We start from the raw sequence: 16,729 nt of genomic DNA, 5'->3' as shown, positions 1-16,729 counted from the left end.
TCTGATCCTTACGATGGCGGCTTCGTGAGGTCGAGTGCAGCCAGGTGACTGAACAGCATGCTCGCTCCGATCGGGTTTCCACCTCCGGGATACGTAGTCCCGCTGGCCGCTGCCATCGTGTTCCCCGCCGCGTACAACCCGGCAATCGCCGTACCGTCGGCTTTGAGCACCCGCCCGGTTGCGTCGGTACGTAGACCACCTTTGGTCCCGAGGTCGGAGATACCGAAAGCGGCAGCGTGAAACGGTCCTTGGTCGATCGGTACTAGCGGTGAAGCCCCCTCCGAAAAGGCACGGTCGTACGCAGTGTCTCCTCGGCCGAAGTCCGTGTCGACGCCGGTCGCCGCAGACTCGTTGAATCGTTTCACTGTCTGCACCAGTTCCGCTGCGGGAACATCGATCTGGGCGGCGAGGTCTTCGAGCGTCTGGGCACTCTTCCACAACCCCGCATCCACATACTGCTCCGTCTGCGCCATGGGCACGTTGGGCGCCTTCACCGGCGGCACTGCACCTTCCCTGTTGTCGTAGATCATCCAATACGGTGTGGTTACTTCTCGTGCCAGTATGTGTTCGATGACGGAGCGACCCAAGCGGTCGTACGGCGCAGACTCGTTGACGAATCGACGACCGTTGTCGTCCACGAAGATTCCGCCGGTGAACCACAGCGCAAACGCGGAGCGGCCATCCGGATGGGTGAGCCCCGGCGACCACCAGGCCTCCCCCATGAGGTCGGTATCGGCGCCCACGGCGATAGCCGCCTGATGCGCCTTGCCGAGATTGCCGGGACAACCCATCGTGTCGAGCGCAGAGCCGGGAACACCGAATTCGGCACGCAGGGTCTCGTTCTGTTCGAATCCGCCCGCGGCCAGAATCACTCCTCTGCGGGCTCGGATGGTTCGACGCCGACCACCTTGTTCGACGACCGCGCCGACGACCGATCCGTCCTCGACAACCAATTCTTCGAGAGTGGTGTTCAGGTGCATGGCGGCGTTGGCGAATGTCGAAAGTGCCAGCAAGAATCGACCGATCAACGACTGCCCGCCGACGAGGTACGCCGGCAACTCTTCTCCCAACCGCTCCGTCGCGAGCGGCGGCCGAAGTGAATCACGAAGCACACCAAGCTTCTTCGCGTTCATCGGCTTGGGAACGATGTGTCGACCGCTCGCGCGAGCCTTGGGTTTTTCCCCGAAGTAGTCGGGCCACGGCAGTATCTGGAACTCGAAATTCGAGTCCTCTTCGAGATAGTCGATCAACCCGGCGCCGCCTCGAACGTATGCCTCCTGGACGTCGGCAGGTGTCCGATCACCCACCACCGAACGGTAGTACTCCAGCGCATCTTCGATGGTGTCGTCGTCCCCGCCCCGGCGAAGAACGGCGTTGCACGGGAACCACATTCCGCCGCCGCCCGAGTACGCCGTTGTTCCGCCGTACTTGCCGGTCGCTTCGATCACAATGACGTCGAGGCCTTCGCGTGCTGCCGTATACGCGCCGGCGAGTCCGCCGCCCGATCCCACAGCGAGTACGTCGCATGTCTCGTCCCACTTCGTCATAATCAGCCTCTCCGATCCTGGGCACATTTCCGAACGTGTTCTAGAAATCGTTCTAACACATGGACTTAGCGATCGCGGGGGATCGAAATTCTGTCCCACCGAGCGGGAGCGAGACATGACGCCGAGCGGGAGCGAGACATGACACCGAGCGGGGAGCGAGACATGACACCGAGCGGGGAGCGAGAACGAGCGGTGATAGCGCACACTTTGCCCGCACGGGTCTGATCCCGTAGTGTCTGGACACATGTCTGGTAAGACCAAGTTCGAGTCCACTCGTCGACGGCTCACACAGCAGCAAGCCGAAACCGTCGATCGATTGACCGCGGCAGCGATCACGGTCCTGCGCGACAAAGGGTTTGCCGATCTGACTGTGCGAATGGTGGCAGCGGAAGCCGGTGTCGCCGCAGCCACGGCATACACCTATTTTTCGTCCAAGAGTCACCTTGTGGCAGAACTGTTCTGGCGCCGACTCGACGCGGTACCTCACGAACCCTCCCCCGAGGCGGAACGAGAAGCGCAGGTCTGCTCGGTCCTTCGAAGCGTCGCACTCCTCGTTTCCGACGAACCGGAGCTGGCCGCGGCCGTGACCACGGCGATGATGGGCAACGATCCCGACGTCGAACACCTTCGGGGACGTATCGGCAAGAACATCCGCGAGCGGCTCATCGAGGCACTGGGGCCGTCATACGATCCCGACGTACTCGAAGCACTCGAAATCTCCTGGTCCGGAGCGCTTGTCCGAGCCGGCATGGGATACGAGTCCTATTCGCAGATCGCAGACCGGCTCGAAGTCACTGCCAGGCTGATCATGGCGGGCCGCGACAACCTTCACTAGACGGGAGTCATGGCACTCACCAACCATGTGCCGTCGACTCGATCGAGTGTCACCTCGACTCGGCTCGACGTCGACGCTGGTGCCGGCCGCGCGATACTCGTCGTGATCTGATCGACGAACAGGAGCAATTCCGCTCGGTCTGCAGCAGCGGAGAGCACTCCCACGTCGACTACTCGCGCCTTCGTGCTGATTCCTTGCTCCTTCGACTGGGGTGCAACGGTTTTCGATCCGAATTCGGCGAAGCCGTCCTGAAATGTTCCACTTGCGCCCTCGGCAGCATGTGCAAGATCCTCGTCCACCGTGTCGCTGTTGTAGGTCAAGAGATTCTCGACGAGCATCGGCGCCACACCGATCACCTCGACACGTGCGGTTTCAGCGGCTGCCGAACGGTGGTGACTCCAGAGCAGAGTCCCGCCGGCTCCCACCAAGATCAGCGCTGCAAACGCCAAGACCACGCGCTTCACGGGACGAACTCCACACTCGACATCAGTACCCGACCGTCGACCTCTTCGACACCGACGCGAAGACGGTAGGTTCGCGCCGAAGACTCTCCCGCCGAATTGCCGACCTGAGCCGATGCCGCGATCAGTACCACCCCCGAGGTTCCGGATTCCGATGCCAGGGCGGCGGTGTCGACATGACCGTCGGAATCGACGGCGAAATCACGGATCGATGCGACGAACGCAGATTCACCGGACTTCAGTTCGTCTGCAAAAGTTCCCGTAGTCAGCGACTTCAGCTCCGCGAGATCCTCGTCGAGCGTGGCAGAGTGAACGTCGATCAGAGCAAGGGTTCCTGCGACAGCACCGTCGACGAACCCTTGACGCTGGGACTCTCGCACGCGGTCCGATCGAACTGCCAGACAACCGAAGACGACAACGACGCTCAGAGCCGCGAGTGCAATCCAGACCAGGGCAGTGAGTACACCGCGCTTCCCTCGGACCGGATCCAGCACCTCACCTCTCAGCGATTCGTCGGCGTCAGCAACTGTTGCCACGGCTCCCCCTCCCCCGGACCGGAGTCAGCCGGAGCCAACTCCGTGTGTTGATAGTCGACTCCGTCAGGCCCGGTGTACAACTCGCCGGGCGCATTGGTCCCCGACGGCACGTACGCTTCGGGGCTCCGGCAGATCTCCGGGCTCGGTGCTCGTTTGCCCGGTACCTCCATGCAGGGAATGTTCCGAGATCCACGAACGGCGAAGACCGAGTTCTGTGGCACTTTGCAGTACAGATCAGCCGGGGTGTCCGGCACACTCGTCTGGGTCGGGTCCCGTCGCTGATCGGCAGGAAGGTAACCGGTCGAGCACGCCGCAGGGTCCTGCGCTTGGAGGTGGAAGTTGACGTTCGCGGCGCCGTCCACCTGCCCGCGTTGTACGACGGTTTCCTGTGCCGCGACCAGTGGCGGCAAGATGACGAGCACCTGTTCCAACCCGGCGTTGTACGTCAAAGCCACCTGAGCGGTGCTGGTGAAATTGGCAAGCAGCACAGGCAAAGTGGGTTTGAGGCCTTGAAACAGCAGGTCGGCTTCAGTCGCGAAGCCCGGTCCGGTCTCGAGGATATTGCGCACGGACCCGTCGGCGACCTCCAACTGTCCACTGAGCTGAGCGACACTGGACGCCCACTGGCGAATCTGATCGCCCGTCACCACCTGTGTCTGCAGGAGCGGATCCAACTGCTGTACGAGCGTCGTAGCCGGCGTTGTGGCAGCGGCCATCTGATCGACGAACGAGGTGGTCGAATCCAGCAGACGAGCCAGATCCTCTCCCCTGCCTCCGAAAGCTGCCGCGGACTCGTCGATCACCGATCGCAACTTGTCCTGCGGTACGGATGCGAGCATCGCCTGCGCCTGATCGAGGACCGGTCCGATCTCGGTCGGGATCGTGACAGCGTCGGGGCCGATCACGTCTCCGTCGGCCAGAAAGGGTCCGTCCGCGGTGCTCGGTTGCATGTCGACGTATTGCTCACCGATTGCCGACACGCTTCGCACCGCTACTGTGAGCCCGCTGGAGGGAACGGGAACCGCACTCTCCAAGGATAATTCGGCGCGTACCACTCCCGGAGAGAGACGCACCGACCTGACCTGACCGATGGTGTCGCCGCGATAGGTCACGTTCGCGTTCCGATACAGGCCGCCGGCGTCGGGCAGTTCGACTGTCACCGAATAGCGCCCGATGCCGAGCATGGTCGGAACTCTCAGGTACGAGATAGCCGCTGCGCTCATGCCTATCACCGCCAGGATCGCGAAGATCGTCAATTGCCTTCGCACCAACTTCGTGAGAATCATCGTCCACCGTCCTGGTCGGTCCGCCCTGTACCACTTGGGGCGGCCCGCCCGGTGTCACTTGGGGCGGCCCGCCCGGTACCCAGAGGCGCGGTCAAAGGATCGACCAGTATTCCGTTCTCCACCGGAGTTTGCGGCGCCCCGAACGGAGTACCGAAGCCCAGACCTGACTGAAGGCGATTACTCGTGAGGTCGATCAGCGCCCACAAATTGGTGTAATCACCGCGCATTCCGTCGTCGATGGTCGTCTGGGGGAAGGGGAAGGTACTCAGATTGCCCAAATTGTTGATCAGGTCCGGTCCTGTTTCGACCACCTTCTGCAGCGTCGATTCCAAGGCGCTCAAATTGGCTTTCAAATCGTCGCGGGTCCGGTCGACCAGATCGGTCCCGACGTCCCCGAACCTGCCGACCGCATCGAGGGCGGTGGTCAGGTCGACGCGTTGGGCGCTCAGTTCCGCCAAGGCCGGATCAAGGGTCTCCAACGCCTCACCGAGAACGTCTCGCTGAGCCGTGATCTCACCGGCGAACACGTCGAGATTCTCCATGGTCGTGACTATCGCCTCGCGTTGACGGTCGAGTGTCTCGGTCACGCTGTCCATCTGGCTCAGCAGGTCGCGCGCCGCATCGGTCCGCCCGCCGAGAGCGGTGTTCAGTTCCGTGGTGATGCTGTGAATCTGGGCCAGCCCACCGCCGTTGAGCACCAAGGACAGTGCCGTCAACGCTTCCTCGGTGGTGGGATAGACACTGGCCGATGCAAGGGGAATCACGGATCCCTCCGACAACCGCCCTTCCGGCGCCACCTCGGTGGGCGGCGCGAGCGCGACGTGTTTGGATCCGAGCAGACTGGTTTGGCCGATCTTGGCAGTCGCGTTGGCGGGCAGCGACACCGAACCGTCGAGCGCAACCGTCACCCGGGCGTGCCAGTTGTCGGTCTCGATCGCACTGATACTTCCGACTGTCACGTCGTTGACCATGACCGGAGAGTTGGGACTGATCGACGTGACGTCCGGCATCTCGATCACGACCGAGAAACTTCCCTCACCGCGGCCGGCCGCGCCCGGCAGCGACACCGAATTCAGCCCGCTCCATTGACAACCCGTCAGAACGAGCACGGCGCTCGCCGCCACACACACTGTTCCCCACCGGCGGCCAGTCATCGTGATCCTGTCGACGGCATGAGCAAGCCGGTCAGATCAGACGCCACCGGTACCGTCGGAAAACTCAAGGCGCCAGTCGGTTCCAGATCAGGCTCGCTGTACACCAGTTGGTCCGGAAGAGCGCCGAGCGCCCGGGTCGGGTTGATGCTCAGGTCCGGGTAGTTCGCCTTGATCGTGTTGAGCAACGGGCCGAGGTATTCGATGCACAAATCCGCGCCCTTCTTCGAGGTGTCGTTGGCCAGGCCGGCGATTCCGCCGCAGATCAAGTCGATCGGGTTGCCGACGTTCTGGAATGCGGGCACACCCACCATCGCTCCTTGGGCCGGCCGGTAGACGTTGTAGTAGTTCGACAACGCTGTCGGAGCCAGATGCAGTACCTTCTCGAGACCTGCGCGCTTGTCGACCAATACCTGGGACACGTCGGCCAACTTCGCGATCTGCTCCGTCAAGCCGGTTCGGTTCTGTTCGACAAACCGCTGTACGTCGATGACGGCGGCGTCCAGATCGGCGAGAGCCGGAGCCAATTGCGTCCGGCTCTCGGCGAGCACACTCGAGACATTTGCCAGTCGTCCTTGGAACTGAACGATCTGTTCGTCGCTTGCGGCGAGTGCGGTCGTGAAGGTCTGCAGGCCGCGGATGGTGCCGAACAGATCGGCTCCGCCTTCGTCGAGTGTGCTCATAGCCTCCGAGAGTTCGGTCACCGAGCGCCCCAGCGCTTCCCCGTTGCCGGCCAGTGCGGATCCGGCACCGTCGAGGAAGTTGGCGGCGGGACCGCGATCGTCCCCGTCGGGACCCAAAGCATCGGCAGCCCGGCCCAGCTGTTCCTTGATCTGGTCCCACTCGACCGGGACGGCTGTTCGGTCGAGCCCGATCTCCGCACCGTCATTCAGTGCGTCGGCGCCGTCCGTCACCGCCGGCGTCAACTGCACGAAGCGGGCCGAGACCAGCGACTGGGCAACGATCACCGCTTTCGCGTCCTCGGCGACGGGAACCTCGCGCGCCAATTTCAGTTCGACGCGCATTCGATCTCCCTGTGGGGCGATCTCGGTGACGCGGCCGACGTCGACCCCCACGACACGAACGTCGTCACCGACATACAGGCCGGTCGTCGAGGTGAAGTAGGCCGTCACGTTGTAGTAGCGCAGATGTTGCACCGCAAGGTATCCCGACACGACGACGATCGCCGCGCCGACGACGCTTCCACCGACTACGCCGATTCGACGCCAGTTCACCGGTTTGCGAACTCGTAAGGCACCCATCATCGAACCTCCGGAATCGGTAGCGGCGCAGATGGTAGCCCGAACATCGCGTTGATCAACGGTTGGGTGTATTGCGCCGGTACCAGGTTCTGGACGTAGGCGTAATAGAAGGGACCGCTGGCCACGGTGTCGCCGAGCGTGCCCACGTACGTACCGAGACCGTCGATTCCCTGAGAAAGGTTGTCCTTGTTGTTCTGCAGAATGCCGACAACCGTGTCGAGTTTGCCGAGGACCGGTTGCAATTGCGCCTCGTTGTCGTGGACGAGTCCGCTCAGCTGGGTCGACAACGCCGAGATGTTCGTGATCACTTCCCCCAGCGCCGCCTGTCGCCGATCCAGTTCTCCCAACAAGGCGTTGCCGTCGACGAGTAGCGCGTTGACCTGTGGTCCACGCTCGGCCAGCGTCCCGGCGACGTCGTTTGCATCGGACAGCAAGGTGCGCAACATGTCGTCGCGTCTATTGACGCTGTCGGAGATCCGTGCGACACCGTCCAGTGCCGGCCTCAGGTTCGGCGCACTGTCGGACATCACCTGCCCCACTGCGTCGAGTGATTCGGAGAGTTGGTCGAGATCGATGTCCTCGACCGTCGTGGTGAGGTCACCGAGCACGTCGGGCAGCGAGTACGCCGATCTTGTTCGCTCGACCGGGATCTCGCCGCCGACCGCGATCCTTCCCGGACCGTCCAGATCGAGTGATACCGCTCGCTTGCCGAGCAACGACATCGTGGTGACGGCTGCCGACGTGCTTTCTCCCAAACCGATCGAGCCTTCCAGTGTGAAGTCCACGCGCGCGAGTCCGTGCTCGACCTCGATCCGGTCCACCGTTCCGATCTTCACTCCGGCGGCGTTGACTTCGTCTCCCGGCGCGAGACCGCTGGCGTCGGCGAACACCGCGCTGTACCCGACGCCCGATTTCAGGAACTGCAGATTCTGATACTGGAGCGATGCCAATACGACGGCGGCCGTGACGACCAATCCCACGACCCCCACGCGTACGGCCTGGCTCTGTGCCATCTCTCTCATCGTGGTGCGCACCTTCCGGTCGTCTGATCCACCAGGTCGACAGTGAGCGGCGTACCGTCGGCACCGTCGACCTTCAGTGCGATTCCGCACAGATAGAAGTTGAAGAACGACCCGTACGAGCCGACTCGGATCAGCTGCTTGTAGTTCGAGGGCATGGACGCGAGAATCCGATCGAGCTCACTTTGTTGCTCGATCAGCGGATTCAGGCTTGCGTCCAGCTTCGACAGGTTTCCCGCGATGTCCGGGCGAACTCCGGCGAGGAGATCGGCGAAGGTGCCTGATGCGGTGTTCACGCTCTCGACGGCAGTCCCGATCATCTCCCTGTCCGCCGCGAGCCCGCTGACCAGCTGTTGTAGGTGATCGAGAGTGTCACTGAACTGACCACCGCGGCTGCGCAATTCACTGAGCACACCGTCGAGGTTGCCGATCACTCGACCGATCAGTTGGTCGCGGTCTGCGAGAGTGTTCGTGATCGATCCGGTGTGCGCCAGCACCGATGCCACAGTTCCGGACTGGCCTTGAAACACCTCGAGCAAGGACATCGACAACGCGTTGACCTGCTCCGGGTCCAGGGCTTGAAACAGCGGCTTGAAACCACCGAGTAGCGCATCGAGGTCGAGTGCCGGCGCGGTGCGATCGACGGGAATGCTCTCGCCCTGTGGCTGCGGTTCCGCGATCCCCGGATCGTCGAGCAGTTCGAGGTATCGATTACCCACCAGATCCTGATATCGAACAGCGGCTCTGGTCGATACAGTCACGGTGTCACCCGTATCCACACTGAAACTCACGTGGGCACGGTGATTCCCACCGAATTCGACGGAGCCGACAGAACCGACCGGCACACCCGCGATGCGCACCTTGTCGCCGGCTCTGAGCCCGGAGGCGTTGACGAACTCCGCCGAGTACGACCTCGCGTCGCCACCTCGCATCTGGCCGAACACGAGGATCAGCCCGGCGTTGACGAGGATCATCACCAGAACAAAAATTCCGAACTTGACGGTGTACCCACGAACTTTCATCGGATCTCCGTCCCGAACAGGTAGCTCATCAGATCCGGGACCGTGTTCATCGGTTGCCCACCATTCGGCTGACGCTCGGGCGCAAACGGATTCACCCCGGTATCGGTCACCAGGTACGGAGCATTGACGTTCGGGTCGCGCAGTGGAAGACCCATACACTGCGGGCCACCTGTTGCCGCGACCTTCGGAAGGTCGTCGGGATATCGGTACGGTTCGGTTCCGGCGATCAGACCGATCGACATCTTGATTCCTGGTTGTCCGTTGTAGGCGCCGTCGCCGATCTTCTTGCTCTCCTGCAGTCCGTGGAACATGCAGGGAATCACCGGGGAGTATTCCTCGAGCAGTGCGGTGGTCGGCCGCAGTAACGACAGAACGGTGTCGATACCGTCGGCGTTGGCTCCCAGTACATCTTCTCCGGTGCGGGCGACCCCGATCACGTTGAGCAAGAGGAGATCGAGATTCTGCTGCTCGTCGAGAACAGTGGTTCCCGTCGTCGTGAGCGAGTCGAGGGTGTCCATCAAGTCGAGAACAGCGTCGCGGTAGGTCTGTGTGACGGCTGGTAAATCCGTCAACACATGATCGAGAGCCTCACGTGCAGTGTTGAATTCGAGCAACGAGGAATCTGCTTGTTCGAGTGCGACCCCGAGCCGTTCGCCGCGTCCTTGCAGAGCAGTCGAGAGGGCACCCAATGTCGAATCGAGCTTGCCCGGGTCCACCGTCCGGAGCACGGTGGTGAGTTTCTCGAACACCGTGTTCAGCTCGACAGTCACCCGGGATGCGTCGATCGTCGCCCCGGCGGCAAGTCGCGCGCTGCTCGGCTGCTCCGGCGAGGACAGGCTGACGAACTTCGCGCCGAAGGCCGTGTTCGACGTGATCGCCACATCCACGTTTGACGGAATCGATTCGAGCGCTTCGGGATCGATCGACAACGACAGTTGTGCGGTAGCGTCGTCAGTCGGCGTGATGGACTCCACCGAGCCCACGGTCACCCCGGCCATCTTCACCCGCGCGCCCGGATCCATCACGAGCCCCGCGCGCTCCGCGATCACCGTGATCGGGACGCGAGCGACAAACACCTGGTTGAAAGACGCGACCGACAAAGCGATGACCCCGACGATCGCCGCAGCCAAGCCCAGAGCAGCCAACTTGTAGCCGTATCTGTGCACGCAGTCCCCCTAACCGGACAGATTGAAGTTGCCGGAACCGCCGTAGAGCGCGAGTGAGACGAGCAGGGTCACCGCCACGACGCAGATCAGCGAGAGCCGAACCCCGCGGCCCACTGCAGTTCCCACGCCCGACGGTCCCCCGGACGCGTTGTATCCGTAGTACGTGTGGATCAGCATCACCAGTAGTGCCATCACGAGCACTTGAACGAAGGACCATGCGACGTCGACCGGATCGAGGAACGTCGTGAAGTAGTGGTCGTAAAGACCCGAGGACTGACCGAACAGCACGACCGTGGTGAATCGTCCGGCCAGAAATGATCCTACGAGCGCCAGTGAGTACAGCGGCAAGATCGCGATCATCCCTGCGGTGACGCGGGTGCTGACGACGTACGGGACCGAACTGATCGCCATCGATTCGAGGGCGTCGATTTCCTCACTGATGCGCATGGCACCGATCTGCGCGGTCGAACCTGCGCCGATCGTGGCCGACAGGCCGATTCCCGCGATGACCGGCGCAGCGATACGAACGTTGATGAAGGCGGAGAAGAATCCGGTGAGCGCTTCGACTCCGATATTTCCCAGTGAGCTGAAACCTTGGATCGCAATGGTGCCGCCCGAGGCGAGAGTCAGAAATCCTACGACCGCAACCGTGCCGCCGATCACTGCCAAAGCTCCGGTGCCCATGCTGATCTCGGCTACCAGCCTCAACACTTCTTTCGGGTGTTTGCGAATTGCCCACGGGATGTGAGCGATGGCGCGCGCGAAGAAGACAGCTTGTCGCCCGACGTCGTCGATCGAGCGTGACGTTCGAGCCACCCGCGCCCGCGTGCGTCCGAACTTGCCGATTTGTGCCAGCGAATCCGACAGCGTCACCTCGATCACCCCGCCGTCAATCGGATGCCGACCGCGGTGACGATGGTGTTGACGACGAACAACGCCATGAACGCGTACACCACCGTTTCGTTGACGGCCTCCCCCACGCCTTTCGGCCCACCCCGTACCGACAGTCCGCGATAGCAGGCCACCAATCCCGCCAGCATCCCGAACAGTGCCGCTTTGACCATCGACAACGCCACCTCGGGCAGGCCGGTCAGCAACGTGATTCCCTCGACGAAGGCGCCAGGGTTCACGCCCTGGAGAAACACCGAGAAGGCGTAACCGCCGGCGATGCCGATGACGCAGACGAGTCCGTTGAGCAGCAAAGCCACCACGGTCGACGCGACCACACGCGGAATCACCAACCGATTGATCGGATCGATCCCGAGCACCTCCATGGCGTCGATCTCTTCACGAATCGTTCTCGATCCCAGATCGGCGGCGATGGCTGTCGCGCCCGCACCTGCCACGATCAGCACCGTCACCACCGGACCGACCTGAGTCACGGCACCGAGCGCGGCCCCGGCGCCGCTGAGGTCGGCGGCACCGATCTCGCGGAGAAGGATGTTGAGGGTGAAACTCACCAGGACCGTGAACGGCACGGCTACCAACACTGTCGGCACGATCGACACCCGGGCGATCATCCAACTCTGCTCGAGAAACTCCTGCACCTGAAAGCGGGTGCGGAACAAGCCCACTGCGACATCGGCGCCCATCCGGTAGAACTGGCCGAGTTCGCGCATCGGGCCCGCAAGTGCAACTCTTCCGCTGTACACGTCAATGCCCCGAAGGACATGACGTGGAGTTGCCGTAGTCGACCTTGAATTCCTTGATCCCGTTGAGCCAACCGGACGAGAGCCTGCTCGGATCGCCGAGCTTGCTGATGTCGGGCATGTGATCGGCGATCTTGCCGAAGATCAGATCGACCTCCATTCTGGCCAGGTTGGCGCCGACACAGTAGTGCGGTCCGGTTCCTCCGAACGCGAGGTGCGGGTTCGGGTCTCGGGTGATGTCGAAGACGTCGGGGTTCTCGAAGACGGTTTCGTCGAAGTTCGCCGAGCCGTAGAGCAGTACGACACGCTGCCCCTTCGCAATCGCAGTGCCGGCAATCTGTGTGTCCACCACTGCTGTTCGTTGCATGGACGTCAGTGGCGAAGCCCAGCGGATGATCTCGTCCGCGGCGGTGCGCGGACGCTCACGCTTGTACAGTTCCCACTGATCCGGATGCTCGAGAAATGCCATCATGCCGAGTGTCGTTGCGTTGCGCGTCGTTTCGTTGCCCGCGACAGCCAACATGATGACGAAGAAACCGAACTGTTCCGGGGTGAGTTTCTGCCCGTCGATGTCGGCATGCACCAAGCGCGAGATGATGTCGTCGAGCGGTTCCTCCCGTCTCGCCTCGGCCAGTTGATAGGCGTAGCCCAGGATCTGCGCCGACGCCATCCGCGACTCGCCGGCGAGCGACTCGTCGTCGTATCCCGTCATCTGATTCGACCATTCGTACAGCTGACGGCGCCCGTCCTGCGGTACACCGATCAGCTCCGAGATCGCCTGCATCGGTAACTCGCTGGCGACCTGGCTGACAAAATCACCGCTACCTTCCGCCACGGCAGCCGACGCTATGTCTTCTGCCCGCGCTTCCAGCCCGGCCCGCATCGCTTCCACCGACCGCGGAGTGAACAAGCGCGCCACCAACTTGCGCAGCTGTGTGTGCTCAGGGGCGTCCTTGTTGATGAGGACGTGTTTTGTCGCCTCCAACTCCTCCGCCGAGATGTTGTCTTCATGCCGCGGAATGCAGCCGTTGACGTTGCTCGAGAACTCCTCGCTGCGCAACGAGACGTCGCGGACGTCTGCGTGGCGGGAGACAACCCAACAACCACCGTCGTGAAATCCGCCGGTACCCGGTTCCTGGGCGTTCCACCAGACCGGAGCGCATCGTCGTAGTTCGGCGAACTCGGCAAGCGGGACGCGCTCGCCGTACAGATGCGGGTCGGTCACGTCGAACCCGTCGGGAAGGTCGATCTCAGGCATTGCAGATGCTCCTTTACGGATGGGCGCCGGGTGCCGGGTGTTGCGTGTGAGCGCTAGTCGATCCGGTGGACCGGGTCGCTGTTCTGTGAGAACTCCTTGGCCCAGCGGTAGTCCGGCTTGCCGCTCGGCGCTCGAACGACCTCGTCGGCGATCCAGAAGGAACGCGGAATCTTGTAGCCGGCAAGCTGAGTGCGGGTGTGTTTTTCGATGGAATCGAAATCCGGTTCCACACCATCGCGGACGCGGAGCACCGCCGCCACCCGATTGCCCCACCGCTCGTCGGCAATGCCGATCACTGTTGCGTCGTAGATGTCGGGATGGGCCTTCACCACTGCTTCGACCTCTTCCACGAAGACTTTCTCACCGCCGGTGTTGACCACCATGTTTCCCCGGCCGAGGAGAGTGACCGAGCCGTCGTCCTCGATCCGCGCTCGGTCTCCGGTCACCACTGCCCGCGCGCCGTTCACCTCTCGGAATATCTCGGCCGACTTCACCGGATCGTTGTAGTAGCCCAGTGGGACGTTGCCGAGTTTCGCCAACCATCCTTCGGCCCCCGAACCCGGCTCCAACACACGGTTGTCGTCGTCGACGACGACCGTGAATCTGTTGGCGCCCACTTTGGGTCCGCCACGCTGCTGGAGCCCTTTGGTTGCGAATCCGATTCCGCCGAAGCCTGTTTCGGACGATCCAACCGAATCGGAGATCATCAGATTCGGAAAGACGTCGAAGAACGCGTCTTTGACCGACCCGGAGAAGAGCGCAGCGCCGGAGGCGAGCACAGCCAGGCTCGACGCATCCGGTTGCAATTCGTGATGGGCTTCGACCAGTGGACGGCCCATGGCGTCGCCGGTGATGACCATGACCTGCGGGCGATATTCGGCGACGACTTTCCAGACCTGCGCCGCATCGAACTTCGGTTCGAAGATGACGGTGTTTCCGGAGAACAGAGCGTTGAACGTCGGCATCAGTGCCGAGGTGTGGATCAGCGGTGGAAGCATGCACCACCGCATCGGTTCGGCTGCCGCGGCGCCACCGCGCGACTGCTGGTACTCGTCGGCGATCGGCTCACCCGAATAGAAGTCGTAACCGCCGGCCAACACGCGCCAGATGTCTTCCTGCCGCCAGACGACGCCTTTCGGTCGTCCGGTTGTTCCGCCGGTGTAGAGAACGTAGACGTCGTCGCCGGAACGCTCGGGAAAAGCATGTTCACCTACGCGCAGCGGGGATTGGTTGCCGAGCGCATCCTCGTACGCCACTGCCCCCGGAATCGACGGTTCGTTCCCGAGAGCGAGTTCGTCCGGCACCTCCATCACGTACTTGACCCGCGGCGTGGACACCAACGCCCCGGCGACCCGCTCAGCGAAACCACGATGGAAAACCAACGCCGTGAGATCCGCATTCTCGTACAGATAAACCAATTCGTCGCTCGTGTAGCGGTAGTTCACCGTGATGGGAACGCCGCGGATCTTGAAGGCCGCGAGGACAGCAACCATCGCCTCGATCGAGTTGTGCAGTTGAATACCGATGTGCGAACCGACACCCAACCCGACGGACTGGAAGTAATGCGCCAATCGGTTGGCCCGCTCGTCGAGCTCACGGTATGTCACCTCCTCGCCGGAAACGATCAGCGCGAGGCGATCGGGCATCGCATCGACGGAATGCTCGAACAGGTCTGCAAACGTGTACGCCATAGGTTGAGTCCTTCGGGTTCGGCCGGTCAGACGACGAAGAGAGGCAAAGGGATTCCGCGATCTTCGAATACGAATGCCGCGCCGGTACTGACCTTCGTAATGGCGACTTCGACGCATTCCGGAGCGGGAGCTTCGGTGATGTCGACGGCCAGAAGGAGCCCCGCGGCATCTTCGGCCACCACTCTCACGGTGAAGTGCGGATTCACGCCGCGGACCAAAGCCTGGAGGGGATCGAGGTGCTCGCTGCCGAGCAAGGTCGGCCAACCGCCGTCGCGGTCGACAAGAGCGTCTCGCGAGATCCACAGCTCCAGAGCACCGCCGTCCGGTCGGATCTCGCTCTCCACATACTGCTTCGGATTCAGCAAGGGATGCACGGACAGGACCAATGCCAACGATTCCAGAGTCGAAGGAAGCCCGAGCGCATCTCGAATACGCTGTGCCGAAACTCCCGCGATTCCGGTCAATTGCTTTCGCGTGATCTCGCGTGCCTTGTCTTCGTCGGCACGGCGGCGAACCGCTGCCAGAAAGCCCAACGCCAACAGATGATGCTGCACGCAGATCTCCTCTGCGATACGAACCAAGGCTGATCGCGAGAAGTCGGAAAACCTCAGGTCGGACAACAACGGACCCGAGTAGTCCGCCTTACCGTCCCCACCGTGATCGATCGGGCTCAGCTCGACCGTCACCGCGGCGGTGCGTCCGATCTGCTCGGTGTGCGCGGTCATCACGGGAGGAGTGTGCGACGGGTCGATGGCAACGGTCCAGGCGCAGTGCGGATGTCGGTCCGCGGGCCTGCGCGGTGGTCGGTGAATCGGCCGGATCTGGGCGTGCGGGTTGGTCGCGATGGCCGTCGCATCGAAAGTCGGATCCTCGATGTCGTGACACATCGAGGTCACGAACTCATCGCCCAACGGCTCGACGTCCATGAGTGCTCCGCAATGATCGAGCCAGAATTCACCGTGCAGCGGATCGTCGACCCGGTATCGAAAGTCCATGAACTGTGGCGGAGCGCCGATGTCGAGTTGTAACCCTTTGAAGATCGTCACGACGTCGTCGCCCTCGTATCCGAGAGCCTTCTGCATGCGGCGGGTGTACCAGGGGCTGGCCGATTCCCACTCCTCGACGGCCACCTGCGCCATACCCTCGCGTCCGAATTCGACGATCAGATGCGCCATGCCCGAGCGATCGATCAGCTGCCCACACAGGAGCAACTCGGGCACCAACACGGCAAGGTCGCGCTGCGAGAGTGTCTCGAAGGAATCGCGCACCGTCATCGGACTCACCACAGCGGGACCGGCGCGGTGCCCACCGGATACCAGCCCGGTAGCGGGTCGCCCGAGATCGATCGCTGGATCCGGCCCTGCATCCCCTTCGAGAGAGCGTTGTTGCCGATCATCTCCATGAACAGTGCCGACACGTTCCCGAAGTCGAAGAAGTCACGCTGCCAGGACCATTGGAAGTCCCCGCCGTAGCGGAACCAACTACCGCCGATACCGTAGACGGAGTAGTTGCTCCCGTCCTCACGCTTGGCATCGGAAATCTGCTTCCACAAGCCGATCACGTTTCCGCTACGTTCGTCGATCACAAAGTCTTGATACGGGTACTCCCAACCTTCGAGGCCCTTCATCTCGAGGCCGAGCGCGACTTCGCGAATCTCCTCGCGCCCCACTGCCATGAAATCCTGCTTGGGACCGTAGTTCCACCCGTACGTGGCGTCCTCGGTGTACATGTCCGCCAACGGTTTCCAATCACCGGCGGCTTCGGCCTTCTTGTTCGCCTCGATCCAGCGTTGGACCATCTCGTCGAGCTCTGCGCGGTCGAAACCCGTCATCTGAACTTCCTCCCT

General features: G+C 62.4%; 16 protein-coding genes. 1 reads left to right on the top strand and 15 read right to left on the bottom strand.

From position 1 onward, the window contains the following. Positions 1-8 precede the first annotated feature (8 nt). Positions 9-1,547 carry an FAD-binding protein gene (locus FEZ59_RS13305; protein WP_172932761.1) on the bottom strand — a complete coding sequence of 513 codons (1,539 nt, stop codon included), beginning with the start codon at positions 1,545-1,547 and terminating at the stop codon, positions 9-11. A gap of 244 nt (positions 1,548-1,791) precedes the next feature. Here FEZ59_RS13305 and FEZ59_RS13300 point away from each other — a divergent pair, with 244 nt between their 5' ends. Continuing rightward, positions 1,792-2,382, top strand: a complete 591-nt coding sequence (locus FEZ59_RS13300; protein WP_003943994.1) for a TetR family transcriptional regulator — start codon at positions 1,792-1,794, stop codon at positions 2,380-2,382. On the opposite strand, the gene FEZ59_RS13295 is transcribed toward FEZ59_RS13300, so the two are convergent. The 14 genes from FEZ59_RS13295 to FEZ59_RS13230 all read right to left on the bottom strand — a co-directional run bounded on the left by FEZ59_RS13295 (position 2,379) and on the right by FEZ59_RS13230 (position 16,714). After that, positions 2,379-2,846 carry a hypothetical protein gene (locus FEZ59_RS13295; protein ID WP_097387327.1) on the bottom strand — a complete coding sequence of 156 codons (468 nt, stop codon included), beginning with the start codon at positions 2,844-2,846 and terminating at the stop codon, positions 2,379-2,381. The two genes, FEZ59_RS13300 and FEZ59_RS13295, sit on opposite strands and share 4 nt — an antisense overlap. After that, the gene (locus FEZ59_RS13290; RefSeq protein WP_020907934.1) at positions 2,843-3,379 is read right to left on the bottom strand and encodes a hypothetical protein; all 537 of its coding nucleotides are present in this window, start codon (positions 3,377-3,379) and stop codon (positions 2,843-2,845) included. The genes FEZ59_RS13295 and FEZ59_RS13290 overlap by 4 nt, the downstream gene beginning before the upstream one ends. Continuing rightward, the gene (locus tag FEZ59_RS13285) at positions 3,346-4,665 is read right to left on the bottom strand and encodes an MlaD family protein (protein WP_029255478.1); all 1,320 of its coding nucleotides are present in this window, start codon (positions 4,663-4,665) and stop codon (positions 3,346-3,348) included. Before FEZ59_RS13285 ends, FEZ59_RS13290 begins: the two co-directional genes overlap by 34 nt. Beyond that, positions 4,662-5,819, bottom strand: coding sequence for an MCE family protein (locus tag FEZ59_RS13280; RefSeq protein ID WP_172932760.1), 1,158 nt, complete (start codon positions 5,817-5,819; stop codon positions 4,662-4,664). Before FEZ59_RS13280 ends, FEZ59_RS13285 begins: the two co-directional genes overlap by 4 nt. Then, entirely contained in the window at positions 5,816-7,081 is a 1,266-nt protein-coding gene (locus tag FEZ59_RS13275) for an MCE family protein (protein ID WP_020907937.1), read from the bottom strand. Before FEZ59_RS13275 ends, FEZ59_RS13280 begins: the two co-directional genes overlap by 4 nt. Then, positions 7,078-8,100 carry an MCE family protein gene (locus tag FEZ59_RS13270; protein WP_020907938.1) on the bottom strand — a complete coding sequence of 341 codons (1,023 nt, stop codon included), beginning with the start codon at positions 8,098-8,100 and terminating at the stop codon, positions 7,078-7,080. The genes FEZ59_RS13275 and FEZ59_RS13270 overlap by 4 nt, the downstream gene beginning before the upstream one ends. Continuing rightward, positions 8,097-9,119, bottom strand: a complete 1,023-nt coding sequence (locus FEZ59_RS13265) for an MlaD family protein (protein ID WP_020907939.1) — start codon at positions 9,117-9,119, stop codon at positions 8,097-8,099. The genes FEZ59_RS13270 and FEZ59_RS13265 overlap by 4 nt, the downstream gene beginning before the upstream one ends. Next, positions 9,116-10,285 (bottom strand): MCE family protein, encoded by a 1,170-nt coding sequence (locus tag FEZ59_RS13260; protein WP_020907940.1) that lies wholly within the window; start codon positions 10,283-10,285, stop codon positions 9,116-9,118. The genes FEZ59_RS13265 and FEZ59_RS13260 overlap by 4 nt, the downstream gene beginning before the upstream one ends. A gap of 9 nt (positions 10,286-10,294) precedes the next feature. Next, entirely contained in the window at positions 10,295-11,167 is an 873-nt protein-coding gene (locus tag FEZ59_RS13255) for an ABC transporter permease (protein WP_003944051.1), read from the bottom strand. Continuing rightward, positions 11,164-11,877, bottom strand: a complete 714-nt coding sequence (locus FEZ59_RS13250) for an ABC transporter permease (protein WP_085989611.1) — start codon at positions 11,875-11,877, stop codon at positions 11,164-11,166. Before FEZ59_RS13250 ends, FEZ59_RS13255 begins: the two co-directional genes overlap by 4 nt. A 61-nt stretch (positions 11,878-11,938) precedes the next feature. After that, positions 11,939-13,192: a cytochrome P450 gene (locus tag FEZ59_RS13245; RefSeq protein ID WP_042952022.1), complete on the bottom strand. Its 1,254-nt coding sequence runs from the start codon at positions 13,190-13,192 to the stop codon at positions 11,939-11,941. Between the two features lie 53 nt (positions 13,193-13,245). Beyond that, positions 13,246-14,883 carry an acyl-CoA synthetase gene (locus FEZ59_RS13240; protein WP_172932759.1) on the bottom strand — a complete coding sequence of 546 codons (1,638 nt, stop codon included), beginning with the start codon at positions 14,881-14,883 and terminating at the stop codon, positions 13,246-13,248. 26 nt (positions 14,884-14,909) lie between these two features. Beyond that, the gene (locus tag FEZ59_RS13235) at positions 14,910-16,157 is read right to left on the bottom strand and encodes a hypothetical protein (RefSeq protein WP_172932758.1); all 1,248 of its coding nucleotides are present in this window, start codon (positions 16,155-16,157) and stop codon (positions 14,910-14,912) included. 5 nt (positions 16,158-16,162) lie between these two features. Beyond that, positions 16,163-16,714, bottom strand: a complete 552-nt coding sequence (locus FEZ59_RS13230) for a hypothetical protein (protein ID WP_020907944.1) — start codon at positions 16,712-16,714, stop codon at positions 16,163-16,165. Positions 16,715-16,729: the final 15 nt, after the last annotated feature.

The organism is Rhodococcus sp. MS13, from assembly GCF_013277835.1.
GTDB lineage: Bacteria > Actinomycetota > Actinomycetes > Mycobacteriales > Mycobacteriaceae > Rhodococcus_F > Rhodococcus_F erythropolis.
The sequence above is the reverse complement of the archived record's forward strand: the minus strand, read 5'-3'. Positions and strand labels throughout refer to the sequence as shown.